The following is an 11948-nucleotide window of genomic DNA, read 5'->3' on the forward strand; positions in this document are numbered from 1 at the left end:
GGGTTAATACGGATAAGGCGATGTTTTGTGGCGTCAGCTGGCTTCGGCCTGTGCGCGGCGTCGGCGTTCGCGGCTATTGGCCAGGTGGGTGCGCATGGCGGCGCGGGCCGCATCCGGGTCTTGGCCCACGATGGCGTCAAAAATATTTTCGTGCTCACCGTTTACGCGGCGAAGGTACTGGCGGCGTTCGTCGCTTTGGTCGTCGGCGCTTTCCAGCCGTGCGCGCGGGATGATCATGCTGCCCAGCGAGCCCATCAATTCCGTGAAGTGGCTGTTCTGGGTGGCGCGTGCAATCTCCAGGTGGAACTGAAAGTCTGCTGCCACGGCATCGCGCCCTTCGTCCACCGCCTGTGCCACAGCGTTCAGGGCCTGGCGCATGGTGTTCAGGTTGGCGTCGGTGCGGCGCAGGGCGGCCAGGGCGGCGGCTTCGGTCTCCAGGCCGATGCGCAACTCCAGCACGGCAATCACATCGCGAAGGGTGCTGAATTGCTCGGGGGTGATCTTGAAGCCAGGGTTCTGCCCCATGCCCAGCACAAAGGTGCCAATGCCGTGCCGCGTCTCTACCAGGCCCGAGGCCTGCAGCTTGGAAATGGCTTCGCGCACCACGGTGCGGCTGACTTCGAACTCGGCCATGATGGCCGCCTCGGTGGGCAGCTTGTCGCCCACAGCCAGACGCCCATCACGGATGCGGTCGCCCAGGGAATCCACCAGCTCCAGGGCCAACGTGCGTGGTTTGCGGCGAAGGGCGGGTTCTGTGTTCATGTCTCGGTGTTATCCCTATGTGGATTCGTGGTACTACGTAGTACATTGCATTTCGTTGTACGACAACTGATGACGTTCAACCTATCAAGTGCGTCACTGTACCAAGAACCTGCCGAATTGCCATGCCTAGTCACCCGACGTCGATCCGATTCAACCGTATCTTGCTCACTGGCGCAGCCGGTGGCTTGGGGCGCGAGCTGCGCACCCGCCTGAAGGCCTACTGCACCACGTTGCGCCTGTCTGACATTGCCGACCTGGGCGACGCCCAGCCGGCAGAAGAACTGCACCCCGCCAAGCTCGAAGACGCCGCCGCCGTGCATGCGCTGCTGCAGGACGTGGACACCGTGGTGCACCTGGGCGGCGTGTCGACCGAGCAGCCCTGGGAGCCCATCTTGCAGGCCAACATCATTGGGGCCTACAACCTGTACGAAGCGGCCCGCAAGCAGGGTGTCAAGCGCATCGTGTTTGCCAGCTCCAACCATGTCACGGGTTTTTACCGCCAGGACGAGGTGGTGGGCCTGAAAGACCCCGCCCGCCCTGACGGCCTCTATGGCCTGTCCAAGGCCTTTGGCGAAGACCTGTCGCGCTTTTACTTTGACCGCTACGGCATCGAGACCGTGTGCCTGCGCATTGGCTCGTCCTTCCCTGAGCCGCGCAACCGCCGCATGCTGGCCACCTGGATGAGCTACGACGACCTGGAGCGCCTGGTGGTGGCCAGCCTCACGGCCCCCGTGGTGGGCCACAGCATCATCTACGGCATGGGCGACAACACCACCACCTGGTGGGACAACACCTTTGCGCGCCACATTGGCTACCGCCCGCAAGACAGCACCGAGCCCTTCCGCGCCAAGATCGAAGCGGCAGACCCCACCCCTGACATGAGCGACCCGGCCGTCATCTTCCAGGGTGGCCCCTTCGTGCGCACGGGGCCTTTCGAATGACGCAGCCTACCGTTGACATCCTGCTGCCCGGCCACCTGGATGCCGTGGGCGAAAGCCCGGTCTGGAGCGTGGCCGAGCAAGCCCTGTACTGGGTGGACATTGAAGCCCCGGCCTTGCGCCGCTGGTCCATGGCCGATGGCCAGCTCACGAGCTGGGCTGCGCCAGAGCGCATTGCCTGCGTGGCCCTGCACGCCAAGGGTGGCTTGATTGCCGGCATGGAAACGGGCGTGTTCCATGTGCGCCCCGGCGCTGCCGGCTTGCTCGATTGCACGCTGCTGGCCATGGTGCACCACCCTGAGCCTGGCATGCGCTTTAACGACGGGCGCTGCGACCGCCAGGGCCGCTTCTGGGCGGGCACCATGGTGCGCGACATGTCGCTGGCCCGGCCTGCGGGCGGCCTGTACCGCACCGATGCCGCCGGGCTCTCAGCCCCGCTGGTGCAGGGGCTGGTCACGCAAAACGGCCTGGGCTTCAGCCCCGATGGCCGCACCATGTACCTGAGCGACAGCCACCCCACGGTGCAAAAAATCTGGACGCTGCCGTTGCACGACGACGGATCGGTGGGCGAGCGCCGCCTGTTTGCGGATATGACAGACCTGCCCGGCCGCCCCGATGGCGCGGCCGTGGACGCCGAGGGCGGCTACTGGATCTGCGCCAACGACGCAGGCCTGGTGCACCGCTTCACGCCCGATGGCCGTCTGGACCGCTCCATCCGCGTGCCAGCCAGCAAGCCCTCCATGTGCAGCTTTGGTGGCCCCAACCTGGACCAGCTCTTCATCACCTCCATCCGCCCCGGCCAGCCCGTGGGCGACGACGTGGCCCATGGCGGTGCGGTGTTCGTCACCCGCCCTGGTGTCTGCGGACTGCCCGAAACCCCTTTTTCATCGACCACATCGGGGCAATGACCCCGTTACCCAAGGAGACAAGCATGAAATTTCCACACCTGTTGGGCCGCGTCACCGTAGCCATCGGCATTGCGCTGGGCAGCCTGGCTGCGCAAGCCACCGAGTTCCGTTCCTCCGACATCCACCCCGATGACTACCCCACCGTGCTGGCCGTGCGCCACATGGGTGAAGAGCTGGCCAAGGCCACAGGCGGCAAGCATTCCATCAAGGTGTTCTCCAAGGGCGCTCTGGGCATCGAAAAAGACACCATCGAACAAACCAAGCTGGGCGCCATCGCCATGACGCGGGTGAACGTGGCACCGATGAACAACATCTGCCCCGCTACCATGGTGCCCACCATGCCCTTCCTGTTCCGCGACAAGGAACACATGCGCAAGGTGCTGGACGGTGCCATTGGCGATGAGATTCTGAAAGACTGCGAATCCCAAGGCTTTGTGGGCCTGGCGTTTTACGACAGCGGCGCGCGCTCCATCTACACGGCCAAGAAGCCTGTGAAGACCCTGGCCGACGTCAAGGGCATGAAAGTGCGCGTGCAGCAAAGCGACCTGTGGGTCTCGCTGCTCGAAGCCATGGGCGCCAACGCCACCCCCATGCCGTTTGGCGAGGTGTACACCGCGCTCAAGACCGGCCTGGTGGACGCTGCGGAAAACAACTACCCCAGCTACGAAAGCTCGCGCCACTTCGAAGTGGCCAAGTACTTCAACAAGACCGAGCACTCGATGGCGCCCGAGATCCTGCTGTTCTCCAAGCGCGTGTGGGACAAGCTCAGCGCCGATGAGCAAAAGGCCATCCGCGCTGCCGCCAAGGAATCCGTGATCTACATGCGCAAGCTGTGGGACGAGCGTGAAGAGAAGTCGCTGGCCATCGTCAAGGCCGGTGGCGCTGAAATCATCGAAGTGGACAAGACCCCCTTCAAGACGGCCATGAAGCCCGTGTACGACAAGTTCCTGAAGGACCCCAAGCTGCAAGACATGGTCAAGCGCATTGAGGCTGTGAAGTAAACGCCCGCAAGGGTCTGCAAGTGGGCTGCGGGGGTGTCTCCGCAGCCATTTTTGAAATCACTCGTATGTTCAATCTCTACACGCGACTGTGCGCCTTCATTGCCCGCACCTGCCTGAAGGTCGGCGTCGCTGGCATGGTGTTGCTGGTGTTTGCGGTGCTCTACCAGGTCATTGGCCGCTACATCTTCAACGACACCCCCACCTGGGCAGAAAGCGGCGCAGTGCTGCTGGTGCTGTACGTCACCATGCTGGGCATGGCCGTGGGTGTGCGCGATGCAGGCCACATCGGCCTGGAGTCCTTTTTGGTGCTGGCGCCCGAATGGCTGCGCCTGAAGATGGAAATCCTGATCCACGTGCTGGTGCTCGTCTTTGGCGTGGTGATGGCCTGGAATTGCGGCGTGCTGGCCGAATCCGTCATGGACTACAAGATCCCCACCCTGGGCATCTCTGAGGCGTTCAAGTACGTACCGCCCGCGTTTGCCGGTGTGCTGGTGGCGCTGTTCTCGCTGGAGCACATCATTGCCCTGGTGCGCGGCACCGAGGTCGAGCCTGCCTGGCACTGAGATGAAACAACACCCCCCTGAGCGCCTGCGGCGCATCCCCCCGCTCTCGCATGGCGGTGCCATGCGGGCAGAGGGACGCATCCCTCGCTGCGGGGCGGCCCTGGCTCGGCTGCCCTGGCCCGGGTCCAGCCCGTTTCATGTGCCGTGTCATGAACGACCGAAGCGGTCCCTGCATACATCCCTTTGCCCTTTAACGTCCCAATAAAGATTCCACCATCATGGCGTTGACCATTCTGTGCGTGAGCTTCACGCTGCTGTTGCTGCTGGGCGTGCCCGTGGCGTTTTCGATTGGCCTGTCCTCACTGGCCACCATCCTGTACGAGGGCCTGCCCCTGGCGGTGGGCTTCCAGCAAATGATTTCGGGCATGAACCCGTTCTCGTTCCTGGCCATCCCGTTCTTCATCTTTGCGGGCGAAATCATGATGTATGGCGGCATTGCCGACAAGATCGTGGACTTTGCCAAGAGCGTGGCCGGCCATGTGCGCGGCGGCCTGGGCATGAGCAATGTGCTGGCTTGCACGCTGTTTGGCGGTGTCTCGGGCTCGCCCGTGGCCGACGTGTCGGCCATGGGCGCCGTGCTCATCCCGCAGATGAAGAAAGAGGGCTACCACGCTGACTACGCGGTGAACGTGACCACGCACGCCTCGCTGGTGGGCGCGCTCATGCCCACCTCGCACAACCTCATCATCTTTGCGCTGGCCGCAGGGGGCAAGGTGAGCATTGCCGCGCTGATCCTGGCAGGCATCGTGCCCGCTGTGCTGCTCACCGTGTGTAACCTGTTGGCTGCCTACCTGGTGGCTGTGAAGCGCGGCTACCCCGCTGGCACCTTCCCTGGCTGGGCGATCGTTTGGATTTCGTTCAAGGCGTCGGTGCCCGGCCTGGCCGTGGTGGTCATCATCATTGCGGGCATTTTGTCGGGGGCCTTCACGGCCACCGAGTCGGCCTCGGTGGCGGTGGTGTGGGCCTTGTTCCTGTCGGCGGTGGTGTACCGCCGCCTGACGCGTGAACAGTTCCTCAAGGCCGCCTCCAAGGCCGTCAAGACCACGGGCACCGTGCTGCTGCTGATCGGCATCTCGTCCATGTTCGGCTACCTGATTGGCCTGTATGGTGTGGCCGAGTTGACGGCCGAGGCCCTGCGCTCTTTCAGCACCACACCGTGGGTGATTTTCCTGTCCGTGAACGTGATCCTTTTCATCCTGGGCACCTTCCTGGACATGGCGGCCACCATCCTGATCTGCACGCCCATTTTCTTGCCCATCTGCCAGCAGTTCGGGATGACCACCGAGCAGTTCGGCATCGTCATGCTGATCAATTGCGCGCTGGGTCTGAACACGCCCCCCGTAGGCACCACGCAGTTCATCGGTTGCACCATTGGCGGCATCTCGGTGGGCTCGGTGATGAAGACCATCTGGCCCTTCTATGGCGCACTCATCGTGGCGCTGGGCCTGGTCACCTATGTGCCTTCGTTCTCGATGTGGTTGCCCAACCTGATCTTGAAGACCGGCTGATGGTTTGCTGAGGAGAAGCCGCAAGGCCTTAACGGGCGGGTGCCTAGCGCTCCCGCCCGTTTTTTCCTTGGGGCGGCCTCGTGTTGTTGTTTTCTTTGCTGCGGCGGGTTGGCGCAGCGAATTTGGATGAAAGACCGTTGCATGGGAATCTCCCGCTTTTCTGACCGAAAAACCGTTGTGGCCCTGGCGCTGCTGTGCTGCCTGCTGTGGGGCAGCTCCTACCCGGCCATCAAGACGGGCTATGAATGGTTTGGGATTGCCGCCCACGATGTGCCCACCAAACTGGTGTTTGCGGGCTGGCGCTTTCTGTGGGCGGGGCTGGCCCTGCTGGCCCTGGCACTGGCCACGCGCCGCCAGGTGTGGGGGCTGGGTGCGGGTGCCGCGCGCCAGCTGGTGGTGCTGGGGCTGGCGCAGACCACGCTGCAGTACGTGTTCTTCTACGTGGGGCTGGCCTACACCACCGGGGTCAAGGGCTCCATCATGAACGCCACGGGCACTTTTTTTAGCGTGCTGCTGGCGCACTGGATCTATCACAACGACCGTTTGAGCCACGCCAAGATCTGGGGCTGCGTGGTGGGCTTTGCGGGGGTGATGGTGGTCAACCTGGGGCGCGGCACGCTGGACATGGACTTCACCCTGCTGGGCGAAGGCTTTGTGGTCATTGCCGCCCTGGTGCTGGCCGCTGCCAGCATCTACGGCAAGCAGGTGTCGCAGCGCATGGATTCGATGGTCATGACCGGCTGGCAACTGGCCCTGGGCGGTGCGGCGCTGCTGGCCATTGGCTGGGGCTTTGGGGGCTCGCTCATCGGCTTCACCTGGCAATCCACCCTGCTGCTGGTGTACCTGGCGCTGCTGTCGTCGGCCGCGTTTTCGCTGTGGAGCTTGCTGCTCAAGCACAACCGGGTCAGCCAGGTCACCGTGTTCAACTTTTCCGTGCCGGTGTTTGGGGCGGTGCTGTCGGCCATCTTCTTGGGCGAGGCGCTGCTGGAGTGGAAGAACCTGCTCGCTCTGGTGCTGGTGTGTGCGGGCATCTGGCTCGTGACGCGCGATGCCCCGGCCCCCAAGGCACCCTCTGCGCCAGCCAAATAAAATTGGCACATGGCTTACACACTTTCACGCGACGCGTTTCAACAAGAGCTGCACGGCCAGCGCACCGACCTGTTCACCCTGCGCGGTGCGGGTGGCCTGCAGGTGGCGGTGAGCAACTACGGCGCGCGCCTGGTGCAAGTGGCCGTGCCAGACGGGCAGGGCGGCCTGGTGGACGTGGCCTTGGGTTACGACAACCTGCAGGGCTACCTCGATGGACAGCTCTCCATGGGCGCCTTCATTGGCCGCTGGGCGGGGCGCCTGCGCGCGGGGCAGCTGCATGTGCCCGGTGGCTGCACCCTGCAGTTGCCCACCAACAGCGGCCCGCACCACCACCATGGTGGGCCGTTGGGCAGCCGCTTTCAGGTGTTTGGCGTGACCGAAGTGCAGGCCGACGCCATGGTGTTGACCCACACCTTCCGCACCGAAGACGACGCCGTGCCCGGCACCGTGCGACTGACGCTGCACCTGCAGGTCACCCCCGACAACGCGCTGCACATGGATTGGATGGCCGAAGTGGCCGATGCCCCCACGGTGTTCAACCCCACGGGCCACGCCTTCTTCAACCTGGCGGGCGCGGGCAGCACCCTGGGCCACACGCTGCAGCTGCCTGCCAGCCGCTACGTGCCGCTGGCGCCCGATGTGTGCCCCACGGGCACCCTCGAATCGGTGCAGGGCACGCCGTTCGATTTTCGCCAGCCCTGCAGCGTGGCCGATGCCACCGCGCTGCCTCACGAGCAACTGGCACGGGCCGGTGGCCTGGACCATTACCTGGTGCTGGACGATGCCGCCTCAGTGTCCTTAGCCCCCGCTGCCACCCCTGGGCTGCGCCTGGCCGCGCAGCTGGCCGACCCCGCCTCGGGCCGGGCCCTGCAGGTCTGGAGCACGGCCCCCGGTGTGCAGGTGTATGCAGGCCATGGCCTCAAGGCCGACCCCGCCCGCGACCTGGGGCGTGGGCCAGGGCAGGGCAACTGGCTGTGGCAGCCGGGCGACGGTATCTGCCTGGAGCCCATGGAATACCCCGACGCGCCCAACCACCCCGCCTTCCCGGTGCAGTGGTGGCTGCCGGGTGACGTGGTGCGGGGCGCCATCGTCTACCGGTTCACGGGGTGATGGGCTGCCTCAGCGGCTTGTAGAGACCGGGTTTTCAGTCTTTTTGGCCTCTAGCGCTTTCTGAATAAGCGCTAGCAGCTATAAAAATAGGAGTAATTGGCTCTTGCTAGGGCTGGCGCAGGGCACGCTCTCGCCGCCTAAGTTTCGTCTAAGTGTCCCTGCCCACACTGCCTTCCATCGCAACCCTGATAGGAAAGGCAGACCATGAACTCCATCGCAAGCACACCCCGCCGACTCATCCTGGCCCTGGTGGCCGCTGGGGCTCTGGGCGGCACGGGTGCGGGGCTCCTCATGGGGTACCGGGCGCAGGCCAGCACGCCAGCCATCACCGCCCCCGCAGCCTTGCAAGCCGCACCGGCCAGCGGCATCGCATTGCCCAGCTTTGCGCAAATCACCGCGCAAAACGGGCCCGCCGTGGTCAACATCAGCGTGACGGGCTCCACCAAAGCCGCCCTGGCCGAAGACGATGACGACGACGGCCAGCCCGCATCGCGCCGGGGCCCGCAGCTCGATCCGAACGATCCGTTCTACGAATTCTTCCGCCAGTTCGGCATTCCGGGCGCGGGCGCGCAGGGCCAGCGCAATGTGCCCACGCACGGCCAGGGCTCGGGCTTCATCGTCAGCGCCGACGGGCTGGTGCTGACCAACGCCCATGTGGTCAAGGGCGCCAGTGAGGTCATCGTCAAACTCACCGACCGGCGCGAGTTCCGCGCCAAGGTGCTGGGCTCAGACCCCAAGACCGATGTGGCCGTGCTCAAGATCGACGCCAAGGACCTGCCCACCGTGCGCCTGGGCAGCACGCGGGATTTGCAGGTGGGCGAATGGGTGCTGGCCATCGGTTCGCCCTTCGGCTTTGAAAACAGCGTGACGGCGGGCGTGGTCAGCGCCAAGGGCCGCTCGCTGCCCGACGACAGCCTAGTGCCCTTCATCCAGACCGACGTGGCGGTGAACCCTGGCAACTCGGGTGGCCCGCTGTTCAATGCGCGCGGCGAGGTGGTGGGCATCAACTCGCAAATCTACAGCCGCTCGGGTGGCTACCAGGGTGTGTCGTTCTCCATCCCCATCGAGCTGGCCGCAAAGATCAAAGACCAGATCGTTGCCACCGGCAAGGTGCGCCACGCGCAACTGGGCGTGGCCGTACAAGAGGTCAACCAGGCGTTTGCCGAGTCGTTCGGGCTCGACAAGCCTGAGGGCGCGTTAGTGGCCAGCGTCAGCAAAGGCAGCGCGGCCGACAAGGCCGGGCTGGAGCCGGGCGATGTGATCCGCCAGGTGGACGGCCAGCCCATCGTGGCCTCGGGCGACCTGCCCGCCTGGGTGGGGCAGGCCCAGCCCGGCCAACAGGCCCGCTTGTCGGTGTGGCGCAAAGGCAAGCCGGTGGAGCTGACCGCCACCCTGGGCGATGCCAGCGACAAGACCAAAAAGCAGGCCAACGCGGAAGACGCCGTGGGCAAAGGCCAGCTGGGCCTGGCGCTGCGCCCGCTGGACCCGCAAGAGCGCCGGAGCCTGGGCGATGGGGGCGGCGTGGACGGCCTGGTGATCGAGCAAGCCCGCGGCCCTGCCGCTGCCGCCGGTGTGCAGCCGGGCGATGTGCTGTTGGCGATCAACGGTGCCGCAGTCAAAGACATCGCCCAGGTGCGCGCCGCCATGGCCAAGGCGGGCAAGTCGGTGGCGCTGCTCATTGAGCGCGACGGCGACAAGATCTTTGTGCCGGTGCGGCTGGGGTAAGCGGCAAAGAGGGCGGGGCCGTGCAATCTGCCTTGACCCCGACCCGCGTGGGTTGAGCCTGTTGAAGCCGGGAACTGGTTACGGCGGCACTTCGACAAGCTCAGTGTGAACGGGTGGGGGTGAATAGATTGGCTGAATCGATCAGCTGAATGCCAGGTTCCGTGCTCCCAGCCCCCGTCACTCCCCCGCCCGTTCGGGCTGCGCCTGTCGAAGCCAGGGCACAGCCTCGACACCCCACCATTCGCTATGCTTGCCCACCATGCGATTGCTACTCGTTGAAGACGACCCCATGATCGGCGAAGCCGTGCAAGACCTGCTGCGCGTCGAACAGTACGCGGTGGACTGGGTGCGCGATGGCGACGCCGCCGACACCGCCCTGCGCACCCAGGCCTATGACCTGGTCATGCTGGACCTGGGGCTGCCCAAGCGCGACGGCCTGGCGGTGCTGCGTGACCTGCGCGCCCGCAAAATCCGCACCCCTGTGCTGGTGGCCACGGCCCGCGACGCCGTGGCCCAACGCATCGAAGGGCTGGACGCTGGTGCCGACGACTACGTGCTCAAGCCCTACGACCTGGACGAGCTGCTGGCCCGCATCCGCGCCCTGCTGCGCCGCGCGGCGGGCCGGGCCGAGCCGGTGTACGAGCACCAGGGCGTGTGCATCAATCCCGCCACCCGCGAGGTGACCGTGCAGGGCGCACCCGTGGTGCTGTCGGGCCGCGAATGGGCGGTGCTGGAGCCACTCATCGCCCGCCCCGGCATGGTGCTGTCGCGCCAGCAGCTCGAAGACAAGCTCTACGGCTGGGGCGACGAGGTCAGCAGCAACGCGGTGGAGGTCTACATCCATGGCCTGCGCAAAAAGCTGGGGGCTGAGCTGGTGCTGAATGTGCGCGGCGTCGGCTATCTGGTACCGAAGATGTGATGGGCAAGCTCTCCGACGCTTTGCGGGGCTTACTACCGCGCTCCCTGCGCATGCAGCTGCTGGTGTTCTTGCTCGCTGCCATCGTGCTGGCCGGGGCGGTGCAGGGGGCGCTGGCCTACCGGGCGGCGCTGGCCGAGGCCGACGCGCTGTTCGACTACCACATGCAGCAAACCGCGCTGGCCCTGCGCTCGGGCCTGCCAGTGGATGCGCAAGGCCTGGGCCCGGGGCTGGACCCGGAGGACGAGAACCACGAATTCATCGTGCAGGTGTGGACCAACGAGGGCTTGCGCATTTTTGAATCGGCCGTGGGCGCAGCGTTGCCGCAAATCGCGGTGCTGGGCTTTACCGATGTGAAGGCGCGGGGCGGCACCTACCGCGTGTTTTCGATGCAGACGCGCTCGCAGGTCATTCAGGTGGCGCAGAACATGGCCGCGCGCCAGGGCATGGCCCGCAGCCTGGCGCTGCGCACGCTGGCGCCCCTGGCCCTCATGGCGCCGCTGCTGGTGCTGGCCGTGTGGTGGGGCGTGAGCCGGTCTCTGGCCCCGGTGGAGCGTGTGCGCCGCCAGCTCGCTCGGCGGCAGGCCGACGACCTCTCGCCCGTGAACGACGCTGCCCTGCCCGATGAAGTGCAGCCGCTGGTGGGCGAGCTGAATTTGCTGTTCGAGCGCGTGCAGCGCGCCTTTGAGGCCCAGCAGCACTTTGTGGCCGATGCCGCGCACGAGCTGCGATCGCCCCTGGCCGCGCTGCGCCTGCAACTGCAAGGCCTGCAGCGTGCAGGTGACGACGCTGCCCGCTCCGCTGCCGCCGAGCGCTTGTCCGCAGGCATTGACCGGGCCACCCGGCTGGTGGAGCAACTGCTGACCCTGGCCCGCCAGGAATCTGGCAGCGCACCCGCCGAACCCGTGGACCTGCGCGCCCTAGCCCAACTGGCTCTGGCCGACGTGGCCCCTGCCGCGCAGGCGCGCGTTATGGACGTGGGCCTGCTCGAGTCTGATGCCGCCACGCTGCCCGGCAACGCCGAGGCGCTGCGCATGCTGGTGCGCAACCTGCTCGACAACGCCATCAAATACACGCCGCCGGGCGGCCAGGTGGATGTGCAGGTGCGTGCACAGGGCGGCCATACCGTGCTGACGGTGGAAGACAGCGGCCCCGGCATTGCGCCCGAGCACCGCGAGCGCGCCATGCAGCGCTTTGTGCGCGTAACCGCCGACAGCAACCCGGACAGCGCCCCCGGCAGCGGCCTGGGCCTGGCCATCGTGCAGGCCATCGCCCAAAGGCACGGCGCCACGGTGGCGCTGGGTGCGTCCGAGCGTTTGGGTGGGCTGATGGTGGTGGTGCAATTTGCTATCAAATAGATAGCTGCTTGCGCTGGATGGATAAGCGCTGGGTGCCAAAAAACTTAGAAACCTGAAATGGGCCTGCGCG

General features: G+C 65.7%; 11 protein-coding genes. 10 read left to right on the top strand and 1 reads right to left on the bottom strand.

Annotation, left to right across the window (positions count from 1 at the left end; all coding sequences use genetic code 11):
- Positions 1 to 33 precede the first annotated feature (33 nt).
- Positions 34 to 762 (bottom strand): FadR/GntR family transcriptional regulator, encoded by a 729-nt coding sequence (locus tag EAG14_RS04445; RefSeq protein ID WP_121728182.1) that lies wholly within the window; start codon positions 760 to 762, stop codon positions 34 to 36.
- Between the two features lie 122 nt (positions 763 to 884).
- Here EAG14_RS04445 and EAG14_RS04450 point away from each other — a divergent pair, with 122 nt between their 5' ends.
- The 10 genes from EAG14_RS04450 (at position 885) to EAG14_RS04495 (ending at position 11878) form a co-directional block, all read left to right on the top strand.
- A complete protein-coding gene (locus EAG14_RS04450) occupies positions 885 to 1703 on the top strand; it encodes an NAD(P)-dependent oxidoreductase (RefSeq protein WP_121728183.1) in 819 nt (272 codons plus the stop codon).
- On the top strand, positions 1700 to 2608 hold the full coding sequence (locus tag EAG14_RS04455; RefSeq protein ID WP_121728184.1) for an SMP-30/gluconolactonase/LRE family protein: 909 nt from the start codon (positions 1700 to 1702) through the stop codon (positions 2606 to 2608). Before EAG14_RS04450 ends, EAG14_RS04455 begins: the two co-directional genes overlap by 4 nt.
- A 23-nt stretch (positions 2609 to 2631) precedes the next feature.
- On the top strand, positions 2632 to 3609 hold the full coding sequence (locus tag EAG14_RS04460) for a TRAP transporter substrate-binding protein (protein ID WP_099656463.1): 978 nt from the start codon (positions 2632 to 2634) through the stop codon (positions 3607 to 3609).
- 65 nt (positions 3610 to 3674) lie between these two features.
- Positions 3675 to 4172: a TRAP transporter small permease gene (locus EAG14_RS04465; RefSeq protein ID WP_099656462.1), complete on the top strand. Its 498-nt coding sequence runs from the start codon at positions 3675 to 3677 to the stop codon at positions 4170 to 4172.
- A gap of 218 nt (positions 4173 to 4390) precedes the next feature.
- Positions 4391 to 5680 carry a TRAP transporter large permease gene (locus EAG14_RS04470; protein WP_099656461.1) on the top strand — a complete coding sequence of 430 codons (1290 nt, stop codon included), beginning with the start codon at positions 4391 to 4393 and terminating at the stop codon, positions 5678 to 5680.
- A gap of 141 nt (positions 5681 to 5821) precedes the next feature.
- A complete protein-coding gene (locus EAG14_RS04475; protein WP_121730295.1) occupies positions 5822 to 6769 on the top strand; it encodes a DMT family transporter in 948 nt (315 codons plus the stop codon).
- A 9-nt stretch (positions 6770 to 6778) separates the two neighbouring features.
- Positions 6779 to 7879, top strand: coding sequence for an aldose epimerase family protein (locus EAG14_RS04480; RefSeq protein WP_121728185.1), 1101 nt, complete (start codon positions 6779 to 6781; stop codon positions 7877 to 7879).
- A gap of 204 nt (positions 7880 to 8083) precedes the next feature.
- Complete coding sequence (locus EAG14_RS04485) at positions 8084 to 9604, top strand: DegQ family serine endoprotease (RefSeq protein ID WP_121728186.1); 1521 nt, start codon at positions 8084 to 8086, stop codon at positions 9602 to 9604.
- Positions 9605 to 9863: 259 nt separating this feature from the next.
- Positions 9864 to 10523 carry a response regulator transcription factor gene (locus EAG14_RS04490; protein WP_121730296.1) on the top strand — a complete coding sequence of 220 codons (660 nt, stop codon included), beginning with the start codon at positions 9864 to 9866 and terminating at the stop codon, positions 10521 to 10523.
- Complete coding sequence (locus EAG14_RS04495; RefSeq protein ID WP_121728187.1) at positions 10523 to 11878, top strand: ATP-binding protein; 1356 nt, start codon at positions 10523 to 10525, stop codon at positions 11876 to 11878. The genes EAG14_RS04490 and EAG14_RS04495 overlap by 1 nt, the downstream gene beginning before the upstream one ends.
- Positions 11879 to 11948: the final 70 nt, after the last annotated feature.

It is taken from the genome of Acidovorax sp. 1608163, assembly GCF_003669015.1.
Lineage (GTDB): Bacteria > Pseudomonadota > Gammaproteobacteria > Burkholderiales > Burkholderiaceae_C > Acidovorax.

Coding starts and splice junctions, on each gene's coding strand:
- EAG14_RS04445 (WP_121728182.1), bottom strand. CDS start 762: ATGAACACAGAACCCGCCCTTCGCCGCAAACCACGCACGTTGGCCCTG.
- EAG14_RS04450 (WP_121728183.1), top strand. CDS start 885: ATGCCTAGTCACCCGACGTCGATCCGATTCAACCGTATCTTGCTCACT.
- EAG14_RS04455 (WP_121728184.1), top strand. CDS start 1,700: ATGACGCAGCCTACCGTTGACATCCTGCTGCCCGGCCACCTGGATGCC.
- EAG14_RS04460 (WP_099656463.1), top strand. CDS start 2,632: ATGAAATTTCCACACCTGTTGGGCCGCGTCACCGTAGCCATCGGCATT.
- EAG14_RS04465 (WP_099656462.1), top strand. CDS start 3,675: ATGTTCAATCTCTACACGCGACTGTGCGCCTTCATTGCCCGCACCTGC.
- EAG14_RS04470 (WP_099656461.1), top strand. CDS start 4,391: ATGGCGTTGACCATTCTGTGCGTGAGCTTCACGCTGCTGTTGCTGCTG.
- EAG14_RS04475 (WP_121730295.1), top strand. CDS start 5,822: ATGGGAATCTCCCGCTTTTCTGACCGAAAAACCGTTGTGGCCCTGGCG.
- EAG14_RS04480 (WP_121728185.1), top strand. CDS start 6,779: ATGGCTTACACACTTTCACGCGACGCGTTTCAACAAGAGCTGCACGGC.
- EAG14_RS04485 (WP_121728186.1), top strand. CDS start 8,084: ATGAACTCCATCGCAAGCACACCCCGCCGACTCATCCTGGCCCTGGTG.
- EAG14_RS04490 (WP_121730296.1), top strand. CDS start 9,864: ATGCGATTGCTACTCGTTGAAGACGACCCCATGATCGGCGAAGCCGTG.
- EAG14_RS04495 (WP_121728187.1), top strand. CDS start 10,523: ATGGGCAAGCTCTCCGACGCTTTGCGGGGCTTACTACCGCGCTCCCTG.